Source organism: Streptomyces sp. NPDC005803, assembly GCF_040630435.1.
Classification (GTDB): Bacteria; Actinomycetota; Actinomycetes; order Streptomycetales; family Streptomycetaceae; genus Streptomyces.
Genome location: NZ_JBEXXO010000002.1, coordinates 378,596 through 401,398 on the forward strand (window position 1 = coordinate 378,596; position 22,803 = coordinate 401,398).

At 72.9% G+C, this 22,803-nt stretch carries 22 protein-coding genes and 1 pseudogene; 3 read left to right on the forward strand and 20 right to left on the reverse strand.

What is annotated here, in order from left to right; all coding sequences use genetic code 11:
- Positions 1–54: 54 nt before the first annotated feature.
- Genes ABZ454_RS04375 through ABZ454_RS04390 form a run of 4 tightly spaced genes read right to left on the reverse strand, consistent with a single transcriptional unit; the run spans position 55 to position 4,889 of the window.
- Positions 55–1,191, reverse strand: coding sequence for an XdhC/CoxI family protein (locus tag ABZ454_RS04375; RefSeq protein WP_359536015.1), 1,137 nt, complete (start codon positions 1,189–1,191; stop codon positions 55–57).
- The gene (locus ABZ454_RS04380) at positions 1,184–3,346 is read right to left on the reverse strand and encodes a xanthine dehydrogenase family protein molybdopterin-binding subunit (RefSeq protein ID WP_359536016.1); all 2,163 of its coding nucleotides are present in this window, start codon (positions 3,344–3,346) and stop codon (positions 1,184–1,186) included. Before ABZ454_RS04380 ends, ABZ454_RS04375 begins: the two co-directional genes overlap by 8 nt.
- The gene (locus ABZ454_RS04385) at positions 3,343–4,335 is read right to left on the reverse strand and encodes a xanthine dehydrogenase family protein subunit M (RefSeq protein WP_359536017.1); all 993 of its coding nucleotides are present in this window, start codon (positions 4,333–4,335) and stop codon (positions 3,343–3,345) included. The genes ABZ454_RS04380 and ABZ454_RS04385 overlap by 4 nt, the downstream gene beginning before the upstream one ends.
- Positions 4,332–4,889, reverse strand: a complete 558-nt coding sequence (locus ABZ454_RS04390) for a 2Fe-2S iron-sulfur cluster-binding protein (protein ID WP_356324174.1) — start codon at positions 4,887–4,889, stop codon at positions 4,332–4,334. Before ABZ454_RS04390 ends, ABZ454_RS04385 begins: the two co-directional genes overlap by 4 nt.
- Positions 4,890–5,124: 235 nt before the next feature.
- Here ABZ454_RS04390 and ABZ454_RS04395 point away from each other — a divergent pair, with 235 nt between their 5' ends.
- The gene (locus ABZ454_RS04395; RefSeq protein ID WP_359536018.1) at positions 5,125–5,724 is read left to right on the forward strand and encodes a TetR/AcrR family transcriptional regulator; all 600 of its coding nucleotides are present in this window, start codon (positions 5,125–5,127) and stop codon (positions 5,722–5,724) included.
- 11 nt (positions 5,725–5,735) lie between these two features.
- Here the strand turns inward: ABZ454_RS04395 and ABZ454_RS04400 are convergent.
- Positions 5,736–6,574: pseudogene (locus ABZ454_RS04400) on the reverse strand (VWA-like domain-containing protein); the annotation flags it as partial.
- A gap of 202 nt (positions 6,575–6,776) precedes the next feature.
- On the opposite strand from ABZ454_RS04400, the gene ABZ454_RS04405 reads away from it, so the two are divergent.
- Together ABZ454_RS04405 and ABZ454_RS04410 are read left to right on the forward strand one after the other, a co-directional pair.
- Positions 6,777–7,340 (forward strand): DUF2243 domain-containing protein, encoded by a 564-nt coding sequence (locus ABZ454_RS04405; protein ID WP_359536019.1) that lies wholly within the window; start codon positions 6,777–6,779, stop codon positions 7,338–7,340.
- Positions 7,340–8,185 carry a cytochrome c oxidase assembly protein gene (locus tag ABZ454_RS04410; protein WP_359536020.1) on the forward strand — a complete coding sequence of 282 codons (846 nt, stop codon included), beginning with the start codon at positions 7,340–7,342 and terminating at the stop codon, positions 8,183–8,185. The genes ABZ454_RS04405 and ABZ454_RS04410 overlap by 1 nt, the downstream gene beginning before the upstream one ends.
- 21 nt (positions 8,186–8,206) lie before the next feature.
- Here the strand turns inward: ABZ454_RS04410 and ABZ454_RS04415 are convergent, their stop codons facing one another.
- From ABZ454_RS04415 to ABZ454_RS04485, 15 genes are all read right to left on the reverse strand, one after another.
- Positions 8,207–9,673, reverse strand: coding sequence for a hypothetical protein (locus ABZ454_RS04415; RefSeq protein ID WP_359536021.1), 1,467 nt, complete (start codon positions 9,671–9,673; stop codon positions 8,207–8,209).
- A 189-nt stretch (positions 9,674–9,862) separates the two neighbouring features.
- Positions 9,863–10,315 (reverse strand): NAD(P)H-dependent oxidoreductase, encoded by a 453-nt coding sequence (locus ABZ454_RS04420; RefSeq protein WP_356324184.1) that lies wholly within the window; start codon positions 10,313–10,315, stop codon positions 9,863–9,865.
- 99 nt (positions 10,316–10,414) lie between these two features.
- Positions 10,415–10,996 carry a hypothetical protein gene (locus tag ABZ454_RS04425; RefSeq protein WP_359536022.1) on the reverse strand — a complete coding sequence of 194 codons (582 nt, stop codon included), beginning with the start codon at positions 10,994–10,996 and terminating at the stop codon, positions 10,415–10,417.
- Positions 10,997–11,619: 623 nt separating this feature from the next.
- A complete protein-coding gene (locus ABZ454_RS04430; RefSeq protein WP_359536023.1) occupies positions 11,620–12,186 on the reverse strand; it encodes a phage tail protein in 567 nt (188 codons plus the stop codon).
- A 4-nt stretch (positions 12,187–12,190) separates the two neighbouring features.
- Positions 12,191–14,170 carry a putative baseplate assembly protein gene (locus ABZ454_RS04435; RefSeq protein ID WP_356324190.1) on the reverse strand — a complete coding sequence of 660 codons (1,980 nt, stop codon included), beginning with the start codon at positions 14,168–14,170 and terminating at the stop codon, positions 12,191–12,193.
- Entirely contained in the window at positions 14,167–14,601 is a 435-nt protein-coding gene (locus ABZ454_RS04440) for a GPW/gp25 family protein (protein WP_359536024.1), read from the reverse strand. Before ABZ454_RS04440 ends, ABZ454_RS04435 begins: the two co-directional genes overlap by 4 nt.
- Positions 14,602–14,606: 5 nt before the next feature.
- Complete coding sequence (locus ABZ454_RS04445; RefSeq protein WP_356324194.1) at positions 14,607–14,894, reverse strand: PAAR domain-containing protein; 288 nt, start codon at positions 14,892–14,894, stop codon at positions 14,607–14,609.
- Between the two features lie 78 nt (positions 14,895–14,972).
- Positions 14,973–16,880, reverse strand: coding sequence for a VgrG-related protein (locus tag ABZ454_RS04450; protein ID WP_359536025.1), 1,908 nt, complete (start codon positions 16,878–16,880; stop codon positions 14,973–14,975).
- Positions 16,877–17,680 carry a peptidase M23 gene (locus tag ABZ454_RS04455; protein WP_359536026.1) on the reverse strand — a complete coding sequence of 268 codons (804 nt, stop codon included), beginning with the start codon at positions 17,678–17,680 and terminating at the stop codon, positions 16,877–16,879. The genes ABZ454_RS04450 and ABZ454_RS04455 overlap by 4 nt, the downstream gene beginning before the upstream one ends.
- A gap of 5 nt (positions 17,681–17,685) precedes the next feature.
- Positions 17,686–18,123, reverse strand: coding sequence for a phage tail protein (locus ABZ454_RS04460; protein WP_351002529.1), 438 nt, complete (start codon positions 18,121–18,123; stop codon positions 17,686–17,688).
- A gap of 38 nt (positions 18,124–18,161) precedes the next feature.
- Positions 18,162–19,739, reverse strand: a complete 1,578-nt coding sequence (locus ABZ454_RS04465) for a hypothetical protein (protein ID WP_359536027.1) — start codon at positions 19,737–19,739, stop codon at positions 18,162–18,164.
- A 160-nt stretch (positions 19,740–19,899) separates the two neighbouring features.
- Entirely contained in the window at positions 19,900–20,043 is a 144-nt protein-coding gene (locus ABZ454_RS04470; RefSeq protein ID WP_187284983.1) for a DUF6760 family protein, read from the reverse strand.
- Positions 20,040–20,483 (reverse strand): hypothetical protein, encoded by a 444-nt coding sequence (locus ABZ454_RS04475; RefSeq protein WP_359536028.1) that lies wholly within the window; start codon positions 20,481–20,483, stop codon positions 20,040–20,042. The genes ABZ454_RS04470 and ABZ454_RS04475 overlap by 4 nt, the downstream gene beginning before the upstream one ends.
- Entirely contained in the window at positions 20,483–20,926 is a 444-nt protein-coding gene (locus ABZ454_RS04480; RefSeq protein ID WP_148016754.1) for a phage tail protein, read from the reverse strand. The genes ABZ454_RS04475 and ABZ454_RS04480 overlap by 1 nt, the downstream gene beginning before the upstream one ends.
- 101 nt (positions 20,927–21,027) lie before the next feature.
- Positions 21,028–22,554, reverse strand: a complete 1,527-nt coding sequence (locus ABZ454_RS04485; protein WP_359536029.1) for a phage tail sheath subtilisin-like domain-containing protein — start codon at positions 22,552–22,554, stop codon at positions 21,028–21,030.
- Between the last annotated feature and the right edge of the window lie 249 nt (positions 22,555–22,803).

The following is a 22,803-nucleotide window of genomic DNA, read 5'->3' on the forward strand; positions in this document are numbered from 1 at the left end:
TCCGCCGAGTCGTCACCCGGTTCGACGGCTGAGACCGCCCGGGGACGGACGGCCCTACGGCTGTTCGCCGGTGCGCGGCGTGCTGTCGACGTCGTGGTGGATGGGCGTCCGCACTCCGGTCAGCGGAGCACCCGTCCCGCCCCGGCGCTCCGCCACGATCTCCGCCGCGATGGACAGGGCCGTCTCCTCCGGCGTACGGGCGCCGAGGTCGAGGCCGATCGGGGAACGAAGGCGATCCAACTCGGCCTCGGTCACGCCGGCTTCCCTCAGCCGCTGGTGACGCTCCTCGTGCGTGCGGCGCGAACCCATCGCGCCGACGTAGGCGACCGGCTGCCGCAGGGCCGTCTCCAGCAGCGGAAGGTCGAACCTGGCGTCGTGGGTCAGCACGCACAGGACGGTACGGGCGTCGGTGGCGGTGCCCGCGAGATACCGGTGCGGCCAGTCCACCACCACCTCGTCCGCCTCGGGGAAGCGGGCGCGGGTGGCGAAGACGGGCCGGGCGTCGCACACCGTCACGTGGTGGCCGAGGAACTTGCCCGCCCGCACGAGCGCCGTGGCGAAGTCCACGGCGCCGAACACGATCATCCGGGGCGGCGGCACGCTCGACTCGACGAACAGCGTCAGTCCGCCCGGACAGCTCGTCCCGTCCTCGGCGATCTCCACGGCGCCGGTGCGGCCGGCGTCCAGGAGCGCGCGGGCCTCCGCGGCCGCTCTGCGGTCCAGGGCCGGACGGCCGTCGAGACTCCCCTCGTACGATCCGTCGCCGCGGACCAGCAGCGGCCGGCCGAGCAGAGCGTCCGGCCCGCGCACCACCCGGGCGAGGGCCACCGGCTCGTCGCGGCCGGCCGCCGACAACGCCGCCCGGAGCACCGGCTCCCCGGAGCGGACCGGTGCGACGACGACGTCGATGACACCGCCGCAGGTGAGTCCCACGGCGAAGGCGTCGTCGTCGCTGTAGCCGAACCGCTCCCGTACCGTCCGGCCGTCCTGGAGCGCCTGGACGCAGAGTTCGTACACGGCCCCTTCCACGCAGCCGCCGGAGACCGAGCCGACCGCGGTGCCCTCGGCGTCGACGGCCATGGCCGCGCCGGGGGCACGAGGAGCGCTGCCGTCGACCGCCACCACGGTGGCGACGGCGAAGGCGCGGCCGTCCTCGGACCAGCGGTGCAGCGCCTCCGCGATGTCAAGCACCCCGGGCTCCCCCCGCGGCCCGCTGTCGCGCCTCTTCCGCCGCCGCGAGGACGCGGTCGGGGCGGATCGGCAGGCGGCGGTGACGCACGCCGGTCGCATGCCACACCGCGTTGGCGATCGCCGCGGCGACGCCTACGATGCCGATCTCGCCGATGCCCTTGATCCCGATCGGGTCCTCGGGGTCGTGGTCGTCCACCCAGCCCGCCTCGATGTTCTGCACATCGGCGTGGGCGGCGACGTGGTAGCCGGCCAGGTCGGCGTTGACGTAGCCGCCGGAGGCCTGGTCGCGGACCGCCTCCTCGTGCAGGGCCATGGAGAGCCCCCAGGTCATGCCGCCGACGAGCTGGCTGCGGGCGGTGAGCGGGTTGACGACGGTCCCCGCGGCGAAGATGCCCAGCAGCCTTCGTACGCGTACCTCGCCGGTGGTGACGTCCACGGCCGCCTCGGCGAACTGCGCCCCGTAGGAGTGCCGTTCCTTCTGCGCCAGGGCTCCGATGGCCTCGGTGGTGTCCGACCGGGCGGTGAGTCCCTCGGGCGGAACGGATCCGCCGAGCGCGAGCATTTCGCGCAGCTCGTCCGCCGCCAGTCGCACCGCCCAGGCCCAGGAGCGCGTGCCCATGGACCCGCCGGCGATCCAGGCCGGGCCGAGGTCGCTGTCCCCGAGACGTACCCGGATCCGGGACGGGTCCACCCGCAGCGCGTCCGCGGCGACCGAGAGCATCGCGGTCCGCGCGCCGGTACCGATGTCCGCCGCGTTGATCCGTACGGTGTAGCCGCCGTCCTGCTCCGCGGTCACGGCCGCCGTGGACGGGCCGACCCCCGCGGGGAAGGACGCCGCCGCCATGCCGGTCCCGAGGAGCCAGCGCCCCTCGCGGCGCAGCCCGGGACGTGGGTCCCGGCCGGCCCAGCCGAAGCGGCGGGCGCCCTCCTCGAAGCAGGCGGTCAGGTTGCGGCGGCTGTAGGGCAGCCCCGATACGGGGCCGGCCGAGGGCTCGTTGCGCGCCCGCAGCTCCATCGGGTCCAGGCCGCACTTCTCGGCCAGTTCGTCGATGGCCGACTCGAGGGCGAAGGACCCCGGCGCCTCTCCCGGCGCCCGCATCCAGGTCGGGGTCGGCACGTCGAGGCGCACCAGCCGGTGCCGGGTGCGGTGCGCGTCGGCGTCGTACATGGTGCGTCCCGCACTGGCGCCCGGCTCGACGAACTCGTGCACGGTCGACGTGAGACTCAGTGACCGGTGGTCGAAGGCCCGCAGGCGGCCGGCGGCGTCGGCTCCGAGGGTGACCCGCTGCGCGGTGGGGCTGCGGAATCCGACCAGCGAGAACATCTGCCGGCGCGTCAGGACGACGCGGACAGGTCGGTGGAGCAGGGTCGTCGCCATCACGGCGGCCACCTGGTGGGGCGCGAGGCCCTTCGATCCGAAACCGCCGCCGACGTGCTCGGACCGCACCCGGACGGAGCCGGGGTCGAGGGAGAAGAGCGACGCGAGCTCGCTCGCCACCCAGAAGGTGCCCTGGTTGGAGTCGAGGACCTCCAGCCGGCCGCCCTCCCACCGGGCCGTCGCCGCGTGCGGCTCCATGGAGTTGTGGTGCTCCTCGGGGGTGGAGTACTCCTCGTCCACGACGAACGCGGCCTCCCGCAGCCGGGCCTCCAGGTCCCCCTTCTCCGTGTCGGCCTGGGCCATCGCGTTCTCGCCGGGGGTGTAGGTACCGGAGTGTCCGGTGAAGAAGCCCACGTCGTGCGGTTCCTCGTCGTAGCGCACCACCAGCGCCTCGGCGGCCTCCCGGGCCTGCTCGGACGTCTCGGCGACGACGAGTGCCACGGGCCAGCCCATGAAGGGCACCCGGTCGTGCTGGAAGAGGCCGACCACCGGGTTGGGACGTCCCAGCATGCCCCTGTAATCCGTGTCCACGCGCGGCGCGTTCCCGTGGTGGAGCACGGTGAGGACTCCGGGCATGTCCCGGACGGGGCCGTCCTCCACGGACACGATCCGGCCGCGGGCCACGGTGGACAACGCCAGCCACCCGTGGGCCAGTTCGGCGAAGGGGATCTCTCCGGCGTAGCGGGCCGCGCCGGTGACCTTGTCCCTGCCCTCCACTCGGGTACGGGCGGAGCCGACGGCTCCCGTCACGGTGGAGTTCTCGGTCGTGGTGGTCATCGGGCGGCCTCCTCGGCGAGTTCGGTGAGCACGGCAATGACGAGGTTGCGCATCAGGGTCACCTTGTAGGCGTTGTCCACAAGGGCTTCGGCGGCCGCCAGTTCGGCATCCGCCGCCGCGGCGAACGCCTCCGCGTTCGCCGGGCCACCGGTCAGGGCCTCCTCGGCCGCACGGGCCCGCCACGGCCGGGACGCCACCGCGCCGAAGGCCAGACGCACCTCCCGTACGACTCCGTCCTCGACGGCGAGCGCCGCGGCGACGGAGCCGATCGCGAACGCGAAGGAGGCGCGTTCGCGCACCTTCCGGTAGCGGGAGTGCGCGGCGACCGCGGCGGGCGGCACGGTGACCCCGGTGATCAGGGCGCCGGGCGGGAGGGCCGTCTCCATGTGCGGGGTCTCCCCCACCGGAAGGTAGAAGTCGGCGAGGGGCAGCTCACCCGGGCCGTCGGCCGTCTCGTACGAGACGACGGCGTCGAAGGCCGCCAGCGCGACCGCCATGTCCGAGGGATGCGTCGCCACGCAGTGCTCGGAGGCTCCGAGGATCGCGTGGTTGTGGTGCTCGCCCGTCCGCGCGGGGCAGCCACTGCCGGGTACGCGCTTGTTGCACGGCTTGGTGAGGTCGCCGAAGTAGCCGCAGCGGGTCCGCTGGAGCAGATTTCCGCCGACCGTGGCCATATTGCGCAGCTGACCGGAGGCGCCGGCCAGGAGTGCCTGCGCCAGGGCCGGGTAGTGCCGGCGGACCTCGGCATGGGCGGCGAGGTCGCTGTTGGTGACGGTCGCACCGATGCGCAACCCACCGCCGGGTGTGAACACGACCTCGTCGAGCGGGAGTTCCTGGACGTCGACGAGGAGTGTCGGCCGTTCCACACCGGCCTTCATCAGGTCGACGAGATTGGTTCCGCCACCGAGGAGGCGGGCGCCCGGGTCTTCCGCGAGCAGGGCCACCGCCCCGGAGACGTCGAGAGCGCGTTCGTATCCGAATTCCTTCATGCGACAGTCTCCTCGGCGCCGGCCGCGGACTCTTCGGCCGCCCGTGCCACGGCCTGCACGATCGACATGTAGGCGCCGCAGCGGCAGAGATTGCCGCTCATCCGCTCGCGGATCTCCTCGGCGGTGAGAGCAGGCGGCCCCGCTTCCGGCCGGATGTCGTCCGTCACGGCACTCGGCCAGCCCGCCGCGTGTTCCTCGATCACCGCGAGCGCCGAACAGATCTGGCCCGGGGTGCAGTAGCCGCACTGGTAGCCGTCGAGGTCGAGGAAGGCCTGCTGCACGGGGTGCAGCCGGTCCCCGTCGGCGACGCCTTCGATGGTGGTGATCGCGCGGCCCTCGGCCGCGACCGCGAGCTGCAGACAGGAAACGGCCCGCCGTCCGTCGAGCAGTACCGTGCAGGCACCGCACTGCCCCTGGTCGCAGCCCTTCTTGGTGCCGGTCAGATCGAGACGCTCGCGCAGGGCGTCGAGCAGGGTGGTGCGGTGGTCGACGGGCAACGTGTATTTTTCGCCATTGATGTTCAGGGTGAGGTCACTGGACGTCGATGGGGCCATGATCAGCCTTCTTTCGCGTTCTTGTGCGCGTCGAACGAGACGTTCCCGGCAGCGGTGCCGGGAGGGAGAGGGCGGAACGGGTGGGGGCAGGTGACCGGGCACACCGGTCGGCCACAATGGCCGGATCTACCGCTAGGATGGAGAAAGCGGACAGCTGTCCGCTTATCTGCCGAACCTAACGGACAGCTGTCCGGTTAGCAAGGCCGGCGTGGTCGTTTTTCCGGAAGGAGGAGGCGTGGACGAGGAGAAGAGCACGCCCCAACGTCCGGATGCGCAACGGAACCGCGAGCGCATCCTGGCCGTCGCCCTGGTGGAACTGACGCGGTCGGCGGACGCCCCGGTGAGCGCGATCGCGAAGAAGGCCGGCGTCGGCCAGGGCACGTTCTACCGCAACTTCCCCAACCGCGAGGCCCTGGTCCTGGAGGTCTACCGCTACGAGATGCAGCAGGTCGCCGACACCGCCGCCCACCTGCTCAGGACCCGCACCCCCGACCAGGCCCTGCGGGAGTGGATGGACCGTCTGGCCCAGTACGCCATGGCGAAGGCGGGACTGGCCGTCGCCCTGCGCGCGACCGCCGGCAGGTACGGCAGCCTGGCGCAGCTCGGCCACGGCCCGGTGACCCGCGGCATCACGCTCCTGCTGCGGGCGAACGAGGAGGCGGGGACCATCCGCCCGGGGGTGACCCCCGACGACTTCCTGCTGGCCATCGCCGGCCTCTGGCAGCTCGACCCGCACAGCGAGTGGCAGCCGAGGGCCGCCCGGCTGCTGGACCTCGTGATGGACGGGCTGCGGGCGGGAGCGCCCGGCGCGGACGGACCGTCAACGCGGGCGTAGGTCCCTGCGGTTCACACGGCCACGCCCCCGATGACCACCGTGCGCGCCCAGGGAGGCGGTTCGCCGGGAACGTACTCGGCATCGTCCTCGTCCCACTTCCGCGCGTCAGGCCGGTCGAACAGTCCCACCACCGTCCGGCACGGCGGTGGGGTGCTCGGCCACGGGGTCTGTCCGTCGGTGAGGACCACGATGACATCGGGCCGGGGTTGCGAGCGGAGCGCCTTGCCGAAGCCCGAGCGCAGGTCCGTGCCGCCACCGCCGACGAGCGGTATCCCCTCGGCCCGGCACAGCGGGTGCACGACCCGGGTCGCCGCGTCGCACGCCAGGACGGTCACCAGGTCACGCCGGCCGCCCACCGCCCGGGAGATGGCGGCGACCTCCAGCAGCGCACTGCCCAGTTCGCCATCGCCGACCGAACCGGAGGTGTCGACAACCACCGCCACCCGGGGAGGCCTGCGCCGCAGGCTCGGCAGGACGACGCCGGGCGCCCCTGCCGAGCGTCGGGCCGGACGGCCGTACGTGTAGTCCTCGCCGGCCCCGGGCCCCGACGCCGCCGAACGCACGGCCGCACCCAGCAACCGCCGCCACGGCTGGGGCGGATGGAACGCCTCCTGCGCCCACCTCCGCCACCCCTTCGAAGCGGTGCCCGCCGCCCGACGATGCCCTGGGCCACCCGGAAGCGCACCGCGTCCCGCTCCTGCGGGCTGAGACCGTGAGCGCCTTCCGGTCCCAGGTCCCATTCCCGTTCGAGGCCGTCGGCGCCGCTTCCGCAGTCCAGCCAGGCCAGGTGCTGCGTGCGCGGGCCGAGCCTGAACTGACGCAGGTAGTCCTCCATCAGCTCCCCCTCCGGCTCGCACGGGGACGGATCACCCGGGCGCCACGGTCGGCGGGGCCGCGTCAGCGGCCGCGGGCGTCCCGCAGGAGAAGCAGCCGCCGCGACCGCAGCCATTGCGGGCCGATACCGGCCGGGCATGTGAGGATCCGGGCTCGCCCGGGCACACGTGGTGTTCCGGGGCTTACGGGCCGAAGGGCGCAGCGGACGGAGACACACCATGGCCGGTAGCGGCGTGCCCCAGGCGGGTGCGGTACCCGCCGCGAGCATCCAGCTGCCCGGCATCGTGCTGGGGGTGGGGCTGGGCGGCTTCGTCGACGGCATTCTCCTGCACCAGCTGCTGCAATGGCACCACATGCTCACCGGCACCGACCACGACCGGATCGGTGTGAAGTACTACAGCCCCCGCACGGTCCCCGGACTGGAGATGAACACCGTCTGGGACGGCATCTTCCACGCCGTCTGCTGGATCGCCGTCCTCCTGGGCCTGGCCATCCTCTACTCCCGCGTCACCCACAACCGTCGACGCGTGTGGACCTCCAGGGTGCTGTGGGGCTGGATCCTCGTCGGCTGGGGCCTGTTCAATATCGTCGAAGGTCTCCTCGACCACCAGATCCTCGCCATCCACCACGTCCACGGTGGCCCGTACCAGGTGTGGTGGGACATGGGTTTCCTCCTCCTCGGGCTGCTCCTGATCATCGGCGGCCTGCTCCTTCAGCGCGGCGGGAAGGCGTTCGATCCCGAGGCCCCCCGCGGCGGCCCCCGCCTGGCCCGGAGCGCCTGATGGACCACGACATGCCCGGGCCCGGCGACCACGCCCCAGGCGGCCTGTGGCAGACACTGCTCCTCGTGCTCGGCCTGCTTCTCGCCTCCGCCGCCTACCTGCTGCTGGCCCACCGGGCCCGCCGCCGCAACTCCGCCCGGGGGTGGGGGCGGTGGCGATCGGCCGCCTTCCTGACCGGGACCTTCCTGCTCGCGGTGGCGCTGCTGCCACCGCTGGCGCCGTTCGCCCACCACGACTTCCGCGGCCATATGGCCCAGCACATGCTCATCGGCATGTCCGCGCCGCTCGCCCTGGTCCTCAGCGCCCCCGTCACCCTCCTGCTACGCACTCTGCCCGCCACCCGCGGCCGGCAGCTGACGAAGGCCCTGCACACCCGCCCGGCCCGGATCCTCACCCACCCCGCCGTGGCGCTGCTGCTGTCCACCGGCACCCTCGCACTGCTCTACTTCACCCCCCTGTACCACGCGAGCACGGGCAACGCGGCGGGGCACTGGCTGCTGCACGCCCACTTCCTGCTGTCCGGGTGCCTGTTCGCCCACGTCATCGCCGGCCCCGACCCGGCCCCCTCGCGGCCCGGAGTGCCGGCGCGCCTGGTCTGCCTCGGCATCGCCATCGCCGCGCACGCGGCGATCTCCCAGCTGATGTACGGCGGCTTCTGGATCGACATCCACGCCCCCGTCGACCAGGTCCAGGGCGGCGCGGAGATCATGTACTACGGCGGCGACATCACCGAACTGCTCCTGGCCGCCGCCCTCGTCACCACCTGGCGCCCCGCGCCGGGGCCCCAGCCCCGCAGTGCCGCCACTGGCTCGCCTCTGGCCACGGGCGCGGCGGCCGCGCGCTGAGGCTCTCGCCGCTTGCGGATGTCAGGCACGGGGCGCGGGCAGGGCGGCCACGGCCCACCTCGCCCGCGTGGACAACGGGCTGAGCGCCTTCGCCGACTCCTTGCCGATGGTGCCGAGCAGGACGTCGCCGTGCTCCATGGTCGCGTACGCGAGTTCCGCGTCGCCCGTCTCCGCCGCGGCCAGCGTCAGCTCCAGGTGCTGTTCCGTGATCAGCCGCCCGAGCCCTCGCCGGTGCCATCCGGCCACGCCCTCGTCCGGTGGGGGGCCGCCGAGGCCGACCGCCGCCCGTGCCCGCCCCAGCGCCCTCCCGGCGGCCGCGAGGTCGCCCTTGCGGCGTTCGAGGCGGGCGAGGACGTACGCTTCCGAGGCCCGGTCCGACGCCGTGTCCTGGAGCGAGAGCAGATTGAACTGGGCGCGGGCCGCCTGCGCGTGGTCGCCGATGCCCTCCAGCGCCCGGCTCAGCTCCCGGAGCAGCGCGGCGTCGGGGCCGGTGTCGTCGAGCATGCGGATGAGCGCGACGCGGGCGTGCTCGACGCGGCCCTGCCGGTGCGCCAGGTCGGTCCAGATGAACTCGCTCGCGGTCGCGATGTCCCGCCCGTACCGCCTCGTCTCCTCGGCGCGGGCCCATGCGACAGCTCCGGCACGGTCGGTGATGGCCCCGGTGGTGGCCGACCTCAGCAGGGGGACATCCTCGTCCTGCCCGTGCAGGGCGACGAGCACCGCGGCCAGCCTCCGTTCCTCGAACCGCTCGGTCCGTACGGCGCACTCGGCCTCCAGCAGCGGACGCAGCAGCGGCAGATCGTCGTGCCGGCGATCGAACTGCGCCGCCCTCAGCACGCCCGCCCGCAGCACCGGGTCCGCGGCCGCCTCCTCCGCCGCGCCGAGGTCGCCGGAGCGCATCCGTCGCAGCACCTTGCGTCCCGGGCCGAGGACGACGTCACGCAGACACATCCGGTAGGAGTCGTCCAGCCGGTAGGCGCACAGCTCCGCCGAGTTGAGCAGGAGATGGTCCGGCTCGGTGCGCCTGGCCGCTGACTCCGTCATCGCGAAGAGTTCGACCAGGGGCCGCTGCGGAAGACCCAGACCGCTGAGCAGTGCCGCCCGTTGTCCGTCCAGGTCGGGTGCGTACTCTTCGCGCGCTTCGTCGTCGGACGCGCGGACAGCGGCGCGCATCGCCTCTTCGTCCAGGTCCTCAGTGACGTTCTCGCACCACTCGGGCAGCCGGATCTGCATCTCCAGTGCCTCGCCGACACTGTCGGCGATCAGCACGGCGTCCCCTTCCGACGAGGCGTACAGCACGGCCGTTCCCCCGGAGAGGAAGAACGTGCCACCGGTGTCGTCTCCGGCGATCGGCTCCAACGACGCACCGGATGCCAGGTGCACGTCTTCCACGTGATACGCCCGGCTCACGTCGAAGTTGAAGGGGAAGGCGGCTGTCTCCGCCAGTTCGGGGCGGCTGCGCAGGAGTGCGAGGCAGGGGTCTGTCATGGGGCCGGATCCTACTGAGAGGGACTGTCGGGCGGCCACGCGCGCGGCCACCACGACGTCGTCGGGACGGCCCCGCCGACCCCCTCGACGCCGGTGCCGGGCCGGGTGGGGTCTGACCGGGTGATGCCGGACGGGGGTGGAGTCGGACCGGGTGGGGTCGGACCGGTTGCCCGGCCTTCGGTCGGCAGGTCAGTCCGTCAGGCCGGCGGCGAGGGTCGCTCCCAGCTCCCAGCACGCCTCGATGTCGGCCTTGCCGGGCTCTCCCGTGACGGTCACCGCGTCGGCCGCTCGGCGCCAGCCCAGGCCCGTCGTGATCGACTCGATGGCCCGCACGGCCCCGGTGACGTCGTTGCCGCCGTGCACGTAGTAGCCGAAGGGGCGGCCACGCGTCGCGTCCAGGCACGGGTAGTAGACCTGGTCGAAGAAGTGCTTGAGCGCCCCGGACATGTAACCGAGGTTCGCCGGGGTTCCGAGCAGAACGCCGTCGGACGCGAGCACGTCGGACGCCGTCGCGGCGAGCGCCGCGCGCCGCTCGATGCGGACGCCCTCGATCCCGTCGGTCGTCGCACCGGAGACGACCGCTTCGAACAGCGCCTGACAGTTCGGCGACGGCGTGTGATGCACGATCAGCAGAGTAGCCACACCCCGAAACCTTGCAGTGCCCGCCTCGCGGCCGCAAGCGAGGCCCCGTCCGTCCCGCTCCCGCCGTCGTGGAACCAGGCAGCGGGGAAGATCCGGCGGTCAGGGCCGGTGGCCGAAGAACTCGACCTCCGCCATGGCCACCCGGCGGCCCTTGCCGGTGCCGTACGCGGAGGCGACCGTGATCCGGACGCGCACCGTGTCCGAGCCCCGCACGTCGAAGGTCTGCTGGCCCGCCTGGTCCGCCAGCCGGATCCTCCGCGTCGTCTCCTTGCCGTCCTTCGAGGTGAGGACCACGGTGATCCGCGCCGGCCTCGCCTGGGTGAGGAATTCGTCCTTCCGGGCCGAGGTGCCGGAGAACACCACCATCTTCAGCAGCCGGACCGGCTGCGTGAACGCGCACTCCAGGTAGGCGCCCACACCGTCGTCGCTCTCCCGGGGGGCCCAGTAGCGGTTGTTGAAACCGTCGAAGGCCGCAGCAGCGGGGTGTCCCGGAGCCGCGCTGGAACTCAGGTAAGCGGAGGGCACAACCGCTTCCGGGGCCCCCGTCTCCTCCTTCGCGATGCCGAACAGGCCGGACAGGTGCGGCAACGCGAACCAGATGCCGGCCAGCAGCAGAAGCACCACGACCGGCAGTGCGAGCCGCGGTCTGCGCCGTCCTCGCCGTGGCCGGGTGCCTGCCATGTGCGCCTTCCCCGGTCCCCGGCGAAGGACGCGCCGCCACCACGGAGGCCGGACGCCGGGCGCCGGTCCCGGGTCGAGGAGCAGGCCGCACCGGACGCAGAGGGTGCGCTCCGGCGCGTTCTGGGCACGGCAGTTGGGGCACACCACGGGAGCGCCTGTCGCCGGCGGAGGGCCCGGCGGTGCGGGTGCGTCCGGATCCGGGCCGGGCGGCCATGCCTCGGGGCCGTGGCCGGGCCCGGCGGGGGCGTCCCCGGGACGGCGGGGAGCCGCCGTCACCGGCCGGAGAGGGGAAGGCGGCACGGCGGGGGCCGGGGCGGGAACGGCGGGCGGGGAGGGGGGCGGCGCAGGCCGCCCCCGGTCAGGAGCCGGTGCCACCGGCTCCCGCGATTCGGCCACCGGCGCTACAGCCGCCGGGCGTCCGTCCGGCGGCGACCCCGGACGACCGGTCGGCCGTGGCGGCGGGACCTCCGGCTGACCGGCCACCGGCGGCCCCGGCTCACGACGGGCGCCGGGCGCCGCCCCGTCGGATTCCTCCGCCCCCTCCGGTTCCCACGCCAGAAACGCCTCGCAGGACGCGCAGAACTCCCGCCCCGGCGCATTCCGATGACCACATGTCTCGCAGATCACTGCGCACCGCCCCCCGCGCCCCCGGCCGGAGGCACGATCTCCAGCGTGTATCCCACATGAGCCGGGACCTCGGCATCGATGAGCTCCTCCAGCCGCACCCGGTCGATCGTCCGCCCCGGCCGTTCCCCGACCCGGACCGTCACCCAGGGACGTGCCCGCCCCGGCAGGACGGTGTGCGACGCGGTCGACCAGGCCGTTCCCCCGCTCTCGGTGATCTCGGGCTCGGTGCCCGTCTCCAGCCGTACCGCGTCGGCCAGTCCGCCCGCGGTGCCGCGCCGGGCATGCCGGGCGACCGCTCCCCGTACCGTCTCGCGTCTCCGCTCGACGGGACTGTCCTCGTGCGGCTCCACCGCCACCCACTGGGCCAGCCAGGCCAGGAAGTCCTCCGGGGCGCTGCGCGGGTCCAGGTGGGCGGGGAGGTTGTCGATGGTGAGCAGCACCGGCGCGAGCACGTCGTCGAGCGCGGAGAGGAACCGGCGGAGGAAGTCCTGCTCCAGGTAGACGGCGGGCAGCTGCTCGATCAGCGGGTGCGGGGTCGGGAGTCCGGGGACGCAGGTACGCATGGGCCTAGGCTCCCCTCACCCGGAGCTGGTGCTCGTAGCTGAAGACCAGCGCGTGCCGGTCGAGCGGAATCTTGGCCGTGGCGTCGGTGCGTTCACCGGTGACCGGATCGGCGCGGTAGAGCCGTACGTCCTCCACGAGGTCGACTCCAGGAACCCTTTGGAGTACGGCGAACGCCTCGCCGGACTGGACCGGCCGCCCGAACGGCCAGCCCTGTCCGTTCGGCCCGCCGGTCAGCGCGTTGAAGTACCCGTACAGCGCGGCCAGCGCCGCCTCCCGCACGCGCTCGGCGACCGCCCCGCGCTCGGCCTGCACCGAGGCGACGACGGTGACGCCTTGGTAGTACGGCGGCTCGACGACGAGCCGGGCCCCGATCGGCCGCCGCGCTTCCAGGTGGCCGGCGATGAGGCGCAGGGTCTGCGCGGGAGGGACGAGCTCGTCGAACTCGATCCTGCCCTGCTCGTCGCTGCGGCCGGCCGGGACGACGAGCAGCCGCACCCCGTGGGCGGAACCGTCGCTGTCGTCCCCGTCCTCGCCTCCACCGGCCCGGATGCAGTGCACGCGGGCGGCGTCCGGGGCGACGTCGCGGGCGAGGAGTTCGTAGTCGTGGGGGACGACGGCACGGTGCAGGGTGCGCAGCGTCATCGGCCCGCGCACCCGGGCGCTGTCGACGCTCTCCCCGTCGACTCCGCCGAGGGCCGGCCGGCGGTTCTCCACCCGTGCCACGTACGGGATCGCGCTGCGCAGCACCTTCAGCGTCGACCGGGCGACGTTCCCGCGCAGCCCGCCACCGGTGCGGTAGGACCGCACCCGGACGGTGGCGCCCTTGGCGGGGACCGCGCCGTAGTGGCGTACGGACCCGTCCCGTTCCCGTACGGCGGGACCGAACTCGACCCGGCCGGAGTTCGGGTCGAGGGTGATGTGGTGGTCCTCGGGCCCGGAGTGCGCGAAGTCGTCGACCCGGGTCCACCGGGTGTATTGCGGATCGGGTCCGCTCGCGGGGTCGGCCACCTCGATCACGAAGTCGCCCGGCACCACGGGCGGACGGGCCAGCGTGAACGCCTGCCCCGCCACTCCCTCCGCCGCGCCCAGCACCTCGTCCGAAACGGTCTCGGCGTGCTCGGCGGCCACGGTCGCGCCGATGGTGAAGGCGGTGATCCGGCGGACGACGGGCGGTGCCAGGTAGGTCGGCCGGCCGTCCTCCGCGTCGATCAGGCGGCAGCGGAGCCAGCCCCCGGTGCGCCGGACGAGGGCGGCCGCCGTGTGCGTCCTCGGCAGGTGGAGGATCAGCTCGCCGGAGCGGTTGAAGCCCCCGGTGTCGTCCTTCTCGACCTCGCAGACCGTCCATGCGGTGCCGTCCCAGGCTTCCCAGACCAACGGCGGCCGCAGCGGATCGACACCGACCCCCTCGACCTTGCAGTCGAGCCGCAGGACGACGACCCCGGCCGGCACCGCCGTCGACAAACCGACATAGAGGCAGTCCCCCGGCGCGGGGGCGGCCCCGAAACACGTCACGTCGCGGCCGATCGCCAGTTCCTCCGTGCGGTCCGCCGCCTCCCCCGCCGCCGGCCAGGTGGCCAGGTGGGCGAAGGCGCAGGGGGTGATCGTCAACTGCTCGGCGGTCGTGAAGACGACGGCTTCCTCCGTCTCCGTGCGCACGGTGGCGACCTCCGTACCGGCCCGCACCACGACGGGGTCGGGGCGGGGCGCGGAGAGCCGGAACGTCACGTCGGTGTGCGCGGCGGTGGGCGGGTGCAGCCGGACCCCGATCAGGTCGAGGAAGGTGCGGTAACTCTTCTCCGGCACCCGGTTCACCCGGTAGACGAGCTGGTCGACCATGGTGGCGAACGCCTCGATGAGGGTGACGCCCGGATCCGACACGTTATGGTCGGTCCACTCCGGGCAGCGCTGCTGGACCAGGCGTTTGGCCTCGTCCACCAGCCCCTGAAAGCGGCGGTCGTCCAGATGGGGACTGGGCAGCGTCACGCGCCGGCCTCCTCGTCGTCGTGGCTCGTCGTGTGTTCGTGCTGCGGGATCACGTAGAACGGGAAGACGAGGTTGCGGGGGTCGTTGGAGCCGCGTACCGCGTAGCCGATGTCGATGTAGAGGACCCCGTTGTCCGCCTCGTCGAACCGCACGGTGACCTCGTCCACGTCGATCCGGGGCTCCCAGCGCTCCAGCGCCAGCCGTACCTCGTACGCGAGTTGCCCGGCCGTCCCCGCGTCGGCCGGGGCGAACACGTAGTCGTTGACCGCGCAGCCGAACTCCGGCCGCATCGGCCGTTCCCCCGGGGAGGTCGCCAGGATCAGCCGGATGGACTCCTCCAGTTCCCGCTCGCCGCGCACCAGCGCGATGGACCCGGTGGCGTCCGTACGGGGCGGGAACGCCCAGCCGGCTCCGATGAACTGCTGTCCCATGGCGCTCAGCCCCCGATCAGCACGGTGGCGCACCCCGCCACGACCGGTGACCCACAACCGCTCCGGTCCCCCACGCGTGCGGCGGGCCTGCCGCCGATCGCCACGGTGGAGCTGCCCGGCGGCGCGATCGTGGACGGCGGGTGGAGGGCGGGCGACGCGCACTGGTGCGAGGTGCCCACGGTGGCGGCGGGTCTCCCGCCGATCAGGACCGACGGCACCCCTGGCGGACCGACCGTGCCCGGGTGCCCGGTGGGGTCGGCGACCCGGGCGGCTGCGGATGGTGCTGACGGCATGCGGTCCTCTCCTGTCCCACTGCTCTCGGTGCTCGGTGCCGGTGGTTCCGGCACGTCCGAACCGCTGGTTCCCGTACGTCAGTTGAGCGTGATCATCGGTGCGTTGACGGCCACCGAGCCACCGCTCTTCACGTCCGTGCGCTGCGTTCCGTCGACCGTGACATGGCCTCCCCGCACCTCCACCGCGCCCCCGGTGGAGAGCGCTACCGTGCCGTTCCCCCCGTCGACTGCGACCCCGCTGCGGGACGACACCGTGACGCTGTCACCGGTGAGGGCGAGCACCCCGCGTCCGGCGTCCAGCGCGACGCCCTTGGCCGCTTTCACGGTGACCTCTTCCTTGGCCTCGATCGTCACGCTGCCGTCGCTGTTGATGACGACGGCGGTGCCCCGGCGGTCCAGGTCGATCGTGAGCTTGCCGTCGCCGGTGCGGAGTCTCACCCCTTGCGGACCGTCCGCCGCGTCCAGCAGTTCGAGCTGGTTCCCGCTCCTGGACGCGAAGGCGCGACGGTTGACCGCGCCGGTGGTGGGATCGACGAGATCGCCGCCGGAACCGGGAGTCCCCGCATCGGCGGCCGGAGCGCCGCCCCCACCACCGGGGCGGTCCTTCCCGTTGTAGAGCCCGGCCAGCACGTACGGCCGGTCCAGATACCCGTGCTCGAAGCCGACCAGCACCTCGTCCCCGACCTCCGGGATGAAGGCCTCGCCGCCGCCCGTCCCGCCGGACTGAGCCGTGCGTGCCCAGTCGCTCGCGTACTCGTCCGACAGCCAGGGGAAGCGGACCTTCACCCGGCCCGACCCCTGCGGATCATGGGTGTCCGTCACCGTCCCACTGACCAGTCCGGCGCACCGCCCGAGTCCTCCGGGCGCTCCCGCCGCCCCCTGTCCACCGCCTCCGGTGAGCCCGAACAGGGAGCGTTCCTGCTGGCCCGACACCGTGATCCAGGTCTCGTACCCGCGTACGGCGTCGAAGACGTGCCGTGAGGACGTGACGGTGTACCGGCCCTCGAACGGCGCGCCCACCGCGTTCAGTGCCACCGCGCTGCCGGCCCTGACCTGCGGGTTTCCCCGGATCACCGCTTCCAGCTCCGCGAACGAACCCGCGATCCGCTCCGCCAGCGCCTTCGCCGCCCGGTCCACCTGCGCCTGTGCCCCGTACGCCGCGTCCGTCACCACGAACCGTGCCTCGCCGAACGGGGCGGACACCTCGGCCGCCGTCACGCCGAGTTCCAGCGTCGACGACGTGCCGGCCGGGGCCCTGCCCACCACCGGCGCCTTCGCCCCGACGTCCCAGCCGCGCACTTCCACCTCGGACACCTGCTCGGCGGCCGAGACCCCGGCGCGGCACCGCAGCAGGTTGTCGCCCAGTTCGAGGACGAGGGGGTCGCGGCCGGCCCGCGCGGACCCGTCCGGCGCCCCGCTCGCCTCGGCGGGGCGGGTGATGTGCAGGTGCCCGTCGCGGACGTACGCCTGCGCGCCGGCCTCCTCGGCGAGCCCGCGCACGAACTCCCAGTCGGTGACGTTGGGCTGGGCGATGTGCTCGATCACGGGGCCTGCCACGTCCACCGTTCCCGGCTTGAGTCCGGCCCGCTGCGCGACCTGGCCGCAGATGTCGGCGAGCGTCATGTTCTGGTAGCTGGCGACCCGCCGCCCCCGCAGCAGCCGGTGCGACTCGTCGAGCCCGCGGACGACCGTGAACGTGCCGGTCTCGTCGAGTTCCACCTCAAGCGCCGTGACCACCCCTTCGAGCAGGGGCTTCGGAGCCGTTTCACCGCCCGCACGGGCCAGCAGCCGGGCCTCGCTGCCGATCCTCAGGCCGGTCTGTTCCAGCAGGACCCGGTCCGGGTCACGGAACCGCAGCAGGAACAGGTCGGGGAGCGTACGACTGTCGTCGACGTACCCCTCGACCAGGGTGTTGACGAATCCCGGTGGCAGCGGTGTGCCGTCGAACTCGACCACCAGTGCGGTGGCGACGCCCTGCCGCGTCATCGGCCCGGCCCCCGGTCCGTGGCGGTGCTGCCGAGCCTGCTCAGCTCGTCCAGCGCCGGCAGGAGGAGCTGCGTCCCGGGGGCGAGCCGCAGCGGGTCGTCGATACGGTTCGCCTCGGCGATGAGCCGCCAGGCACCGGCGTCCCCGTACTCCCGGTGGGCCAGCGACGGCAGCGAGTCCCCGGCCGCCACCCGGTGCACGCGCCGGGCCGCCAGCGCGCCCGATGTCGGGTTCTGGCCGGGCGTCTCGCCGCTGATCTCCTCCATCGTGACCTGGCAGACGGCCCGGATCGGCACCCCCGAGGTCGTGAACAGGGTGTACTTCGCGGCGACCTGGCTGACGTAGCCCGGGAATCCGGTGAGCCCGCCCCAGTGGAACACCACCCACGGCGGTGACGACCGCTGCTGCTGCCGGGTCTCGCTCGTCGGCACGCAGCAGGCGAACAGCTGCTCGACCGAGGTCACCACCCGGGTGTCCTGAGTGTCACTGGCGTCGAAGAACATCTCGACGGTGAGCTTGCTGGGCTGCGACCCCTGGTACTCCGGCGGTCCCGAACTCTTCGCCGCCTTGGCCGGGGTGCGCTTCCAGGAGGCGGCCTTCGTCAGGCTCAGCTCCTTGGGATTGAACTGGAAGTCGATCCGACCGCACGGACCGCCGGGGGTGAGTCCGCCGCCGGTGGGCGGCGTGCGCAGCTCCAGGTAGGCGTGCTCCAGCTTGGGCCTGGCCGATCCGCCCTTGGCCGCGGACGCCACCCCGGACGTACCGGCGGCACTGAAAGCGATGGGTCCCGCGCCGCTCATGCCGTTCAGCCCTCCATCACGTAACCGTGGTGGGCGATCTCGATGGTCTCCATCGCGACCTTGGGCGATTCCGGAGTGAAGGAGGGGCCGGTCCAGCGCACGGGCACCACCTCCAGCAACCCCCACTGGGCCACCTTGCGCCCGTCCCCGGTGCGCGCCTCGATGTGGGCCGTCTTGCGGCTGAACCCGGTCGTCATGGTGGCGAACCAGCGCGCCACCTTCTCCGTCTCGCGGGTCAGCGGGCGGGACAGTTTGACGTTGGAGTACTTGAGCCGGGTCGGCAGCTGCCACAGGTGCCCGTTGTTGCCGCCCTCCTCCCGGGTCTCCAGGACGACTTCGCACCCCAGGCCGTCGCAGGTGTTGAACGACCCGAGTTCGATGTCGTCGATCGTCACGACGAAGCAGACGCTGACGGCGGGGTCGTCGTCCGGGGCGGTGGCCATGGCACGTGCCTCTCGATCGTTGACTCAGGAGCGGGGCGTCAGTGACGGGTGTCGATGAGGAATCCGGCGCGTTCACGTTCGAGCCGGAGATCGGCCTTGAGGAGACGGCTGAGCGGCCCGTAGAGCGCCCGGACCAACTCGTCCGTCACGGGCGGCGCGCCCTGCCCGGCCGGTGCGCCGGCACGGGTCTCCGCGACGGAGGCGGGCGTGGGCTCCGGTCCCGTACTCGTCCCGGTTTCCGCTTCCGGTTCCGTTACGGGAGGGGGATCGGGGTCCGGCAGCGGAGGCGGCTCCTCGGCGATCTCGGCGTCGCGCTGGAGAACCGGCCGTGAGGTGCCGTGCGGGGGCGCGGCCCCGAAGACGACGCTCCCGTCGGCCAGGCGCTGGGCCACCCCGGCCGCGACGGCGACGGAACCGGCGGTCGGTGAGGGGGCTGGGCTGCCGGAACGGGCTGCCGACGACGCGGGGCGGGGCGGCGCCCCGCCGGTCTGCCTCTGTACGGGCGACACCGCGGGCCGCAACGGTGCCGCGGGTGGGCCGGGGGCCACTCCCGGGTCCGTGATGGTCCACCGGACGGGCACGGCACCGGGTGCGCTCAGGGGCGGGCCGTCAGGCGGTGATGGCCGCTCCACCCCGCCGCCCGTGGACGAACGCTGGACGGCCGCCCCGTCCGAAGGCGCGGTGTCACCTGCGTCGGGGACGTTACGGAGGGACAGCGGCCGGTCCCCGAGAAGGGGTGCGGTCGGGCCGGCGGGGGGTGCCGGGACGGATGTGGACCCGCCCGAGTGGGCGAGGGAGCGCTGCACGGGAGCGGAGGACGCCTGGGCCGGAAAGGACGTTGGGGCTGCGGGGGACGTCCGGGGCTCGGATGCCGGGGCCCCGCTCTCGCCGCCCACCTCTCCCCCTTGCCCGGCGCCGGAGCCGGTGCCGGGCAGGGGGGCGTCACCGAGCAAGGGGGCGACGGGCCCGGTCACTTCACCCCCGGTGGACGCCTCCGGCAGTTCCGGGACGCCTGGCGTTCCGCCCTCAGCCTGGACGACGGGATGGTCCGCCGATGCCGCCGAAGTGGTCTCTCTCGGCACCAGCGGGTGCCGGGGCTGCGCGTCCGACGGCTGATCGGACCGCCGCTGAGCCGTCGGCGGCAGACCGGGCAGCGGCGCTCCGAGTCCGGGTGTACGCCGAGGCGGCTGCGCCGAGGGGGAGGCGACCGTGCGCCGCACCGCCTCGACGCCCGTGCTCGCGCTCTCCCCGGCGGGTGTCTCCTCGGCGGGCTCCACCCGCTGGACGAGCGCCTGCTCGCCGACCAGGTGACGTACGGGCAGCGCGCCCGCGGCCGGTGAACCCCCTGCGGACGTCAGAGCCGGCGCACCGTCCTCGTACGCGCGCCGCACAGCCACCGCAGCGGGCCCGCTGCGGTGGCGCGGCGGCATCTCGACGGCCCGCTGAACCGCCGGGGCGGGGCTCCCCGCCGCCGCGAGGGCGACGCCGTGCACGAGTCCGGCCGGTGCGCCCGGGCTGACCAGATGCCCCAGCGGCGTGCCGAGCGCGGTCTCCTGCCGTGTGGTCAGCGCCGCCTGGAAGCCACCGGGGTCGATGACGAGGTCCTGCCCGGTCACGGACCGTTGGACAGGCGCCAGCCGGCTCACATCGACACGGTCGCGGCGGTCCGGTCGCGGCGCTTGCGCAGCGGCCGGGGGCGGGGCGCTGCTCGTGGAACGGCCGCCGCGCAGCCAGGACATCAGCCCCATGGATCTCCCGTCCTCCCTGCGCCTGCCGCTACTGCCCGTTGAGGCGAGCGATCTGAGCGACGAACTTCAGTCGTTCCGGATGTTCCAGGTCCAGCAGGTCGTCGAGCGGCCAGTGGAAGTGGTAGGCGAGGTACGCGACTTCCTCGTAGAGCAGGTCGGCCGCGTACGTCACGATTCCCCCAGGCGACCGCCGGCGAGATCCACCGCGAACTCCTTCTGGCAGGACGGACACGAGACGGCGGCGCGGGTGTGCCCCTCCGCGTTGATCCGTCGGTAGAAGTCCTGGAGGAACGCCAGGTCGGACGCGAACAGGTCCTCGATGACACCCGGATGGATGTCCTCGACCGTCCCGATCCGGGTCACGACCCGGGAGATCAGGACGACCGACAGATAGGCGGAGTTCTCCCGCACGCGGTCGTCGCGCAACGGCACGAGTTCGTCGCGGGCGGTCGCGAGCCGCATGACTCCCGTGCGGTGCACGGTGCCCGACTCGTCGACGTAGCCGCGCGGCAGGTCGAACGCGAACTCCGTGCGCAACGGCTCGGGCTCCGCGGCGCCCTCCCGCTCCGCCGGCTCCCGTCGCGGCCCCTCGAACTGGACCGTGCGCCGCATCAGTCGAGCTCCATGCTCTCGTAGGTGATCGACAGTTTCTCCGTGAGGACCGAGGTGTCGCCGGCCTTGAGCGTGCCGATCTCCAGGGACTTCGGCCAGGCATTGATCAGCTTGTACCGCTTGATCGGCAGGCCTTCGTAGTCGTAGACGATGACCGCTCCGTTGCGGCGGGCGCTCATCATGCGGCCGAAGCGTGAGTCCTTGATCCAGCGTTCGAAGCTGTTGTCCTCGGTGAGGCCGCGTGTGACGGTGACCTCCCCGGCCTTGGGCCGGCCGGGCAGCTTCTTGATGGCGTACTTGCCGTCGGCGGTGTTCTGCTTCAGCTCGATGACGTCCTGCTCCATCTTGAGGCCACTGACCTCGGTGATCTGCTTGATGATGACGCTGTCGAACTCCAGGCCGAAGGAATGCCCGACGGAACTGTCAAGATCGGGAAGCGGCACAACAGGCTCCTTACGCCAGGTTCGAGGACGGGCCGGTGACGGGCGCGCCGGTGACGGGCTGACCGGTCACTGCTGATCAGGGCGTGCTGTCGACAGCCCGGTCATTCGTCGACGCCCCCTGTGCCGCCGGCCAGTTGGGAGAGCCGGAACACCACGAACTCCGCCGGTTTGACGGGAGCGACGCCGATCTCGCAGATGACCTGGCCCGCGTCGACGCTCTCGGGCGGGTTGGTCTCGCGATCGCACTTCACATAGAACGCCTCGTCCGGTGTGAGCCCGAAGAGCGAGCCCTTGCGCCACTCGTTCACCAGGAACGCCGAGACCGTACGTCGGATACGCGCCCACAACGCATCGTCGTTCGGCTCGAAGACGACCCACTGCGTGCCCGCGAGGATCGACTCCTCCAGGTAGTTGAAGAGCCGCCGGACGTTGAGGTAGCGCCAGGCCGGGTCGGAGGCCAGGGTCCGTGCGCCCCAGACCCTGATGCCGCGCCCCGGGAAGGCGCGGATGCAGTTCAGCCCGATCGGGTTCAGCAGATCGTGCTCGCCCTTGGTCAACTGCGTCTGCAGCGCCACGGCCCCGCGCACCACCTCGTTGGCCGGCGCCTTGTGCACCCCGCGTGTGTCGTCGTTGCGCGCCCAGATCCCCGCGATGTGGCCGCTAGGAGGTACGAGGGTGGCGCGGCCGGAGGAGGGGTCGGCGACGCTGATCCAGGGGTAGTAGAGCGTGGCGTACTTGGAGTCGAAGTTGGCGCGGTCCGTGCGCCAGGCCCTGACCTGCTGCGGCGAGAGACCTGGGGGCGGGTCGAGAACGGCAACGCGGTCGCCCATCAACTCGCAATGGGTGATGAGGCCTTGTTGCACGGCGATGACCGATTCCAGGTCGAGCAGCCCGCGTTCGTACGCGCCCATCAGGTCGGGTACGGCGATCATCGTGACCTCGTCCACGGCCTCCAGCCCGCCGAGCCCGGTGCGGCGGTCGGCGTCACCGACGTACGTCTCGGGAGCGAGCGCCCCGGCGCCGCCCGCCAAAGGGGCGGCGGGAGCGAGCGCGACCGACTGCACGTCCGGCCTGGCCGGGGCGGCGCCCCGCCCCGTCTCCCGTATCTCGATGAGCTCGGACTTCGCGTTGACGCGGGTGGCGACGTTCTCCTTGCTGCGCTTGGTGGTCACGGACGGGTACGTCTCAGCCACCTGCCCGTCCCGCTTCACGATCAGCTGGAAGACGTCGGAGGGCGGGTCGTCACCCTCCACCTCCGCGACTTCGACGCTGATCTCACCGGCCACGCCGGGCCGGGGCTTGACGGCGTACGGCCCGATCTGGACCTCGGCGCCGGCGGCCAGATCCCCCGGGCCGGTGTCCGACCCTTCGGCGATGCGCACCACGTGGCAGATGCCGCCTCCGTTGGCGAAGAAGCCGTAGACGGCGGAGGCGAGGTACGTACCGTCGACGAAATCGCCGAAGGTGCTGACGAACTGGCTCCAGTTCGTGATGAGTGTCGGCTCGTCGAACGGGCCCCGCTGGGCGAAGCCGATGAAGGCGGCGACCGACGTGCCTACCCCCTCGATCGGCCGCGACCCGGACTCGACCTCTTCGACGTAGACGCCCGGGGACAGGTACGACGGCATATGAGCCTCTCCTTGACGCGCTCCTCGGCATGCTCCTCGCCCCGCTCCACGGCCGGGACCGCGAGCAATTCTCGCCACTCGCGCGATCACCGGGAACGGATACTCGGCCGCCCCGCCGTGCACCGGCCGCTGCCCGAAGAGGCAACCCGCCGGCGCCGCACGCACTACGCGGACGTGCCCCGACCGTGGCGCGCCCACGCTCCGCTCACCCGGCACGCGCGCGGCAGCCTGGCACACCACGTCCGGGCG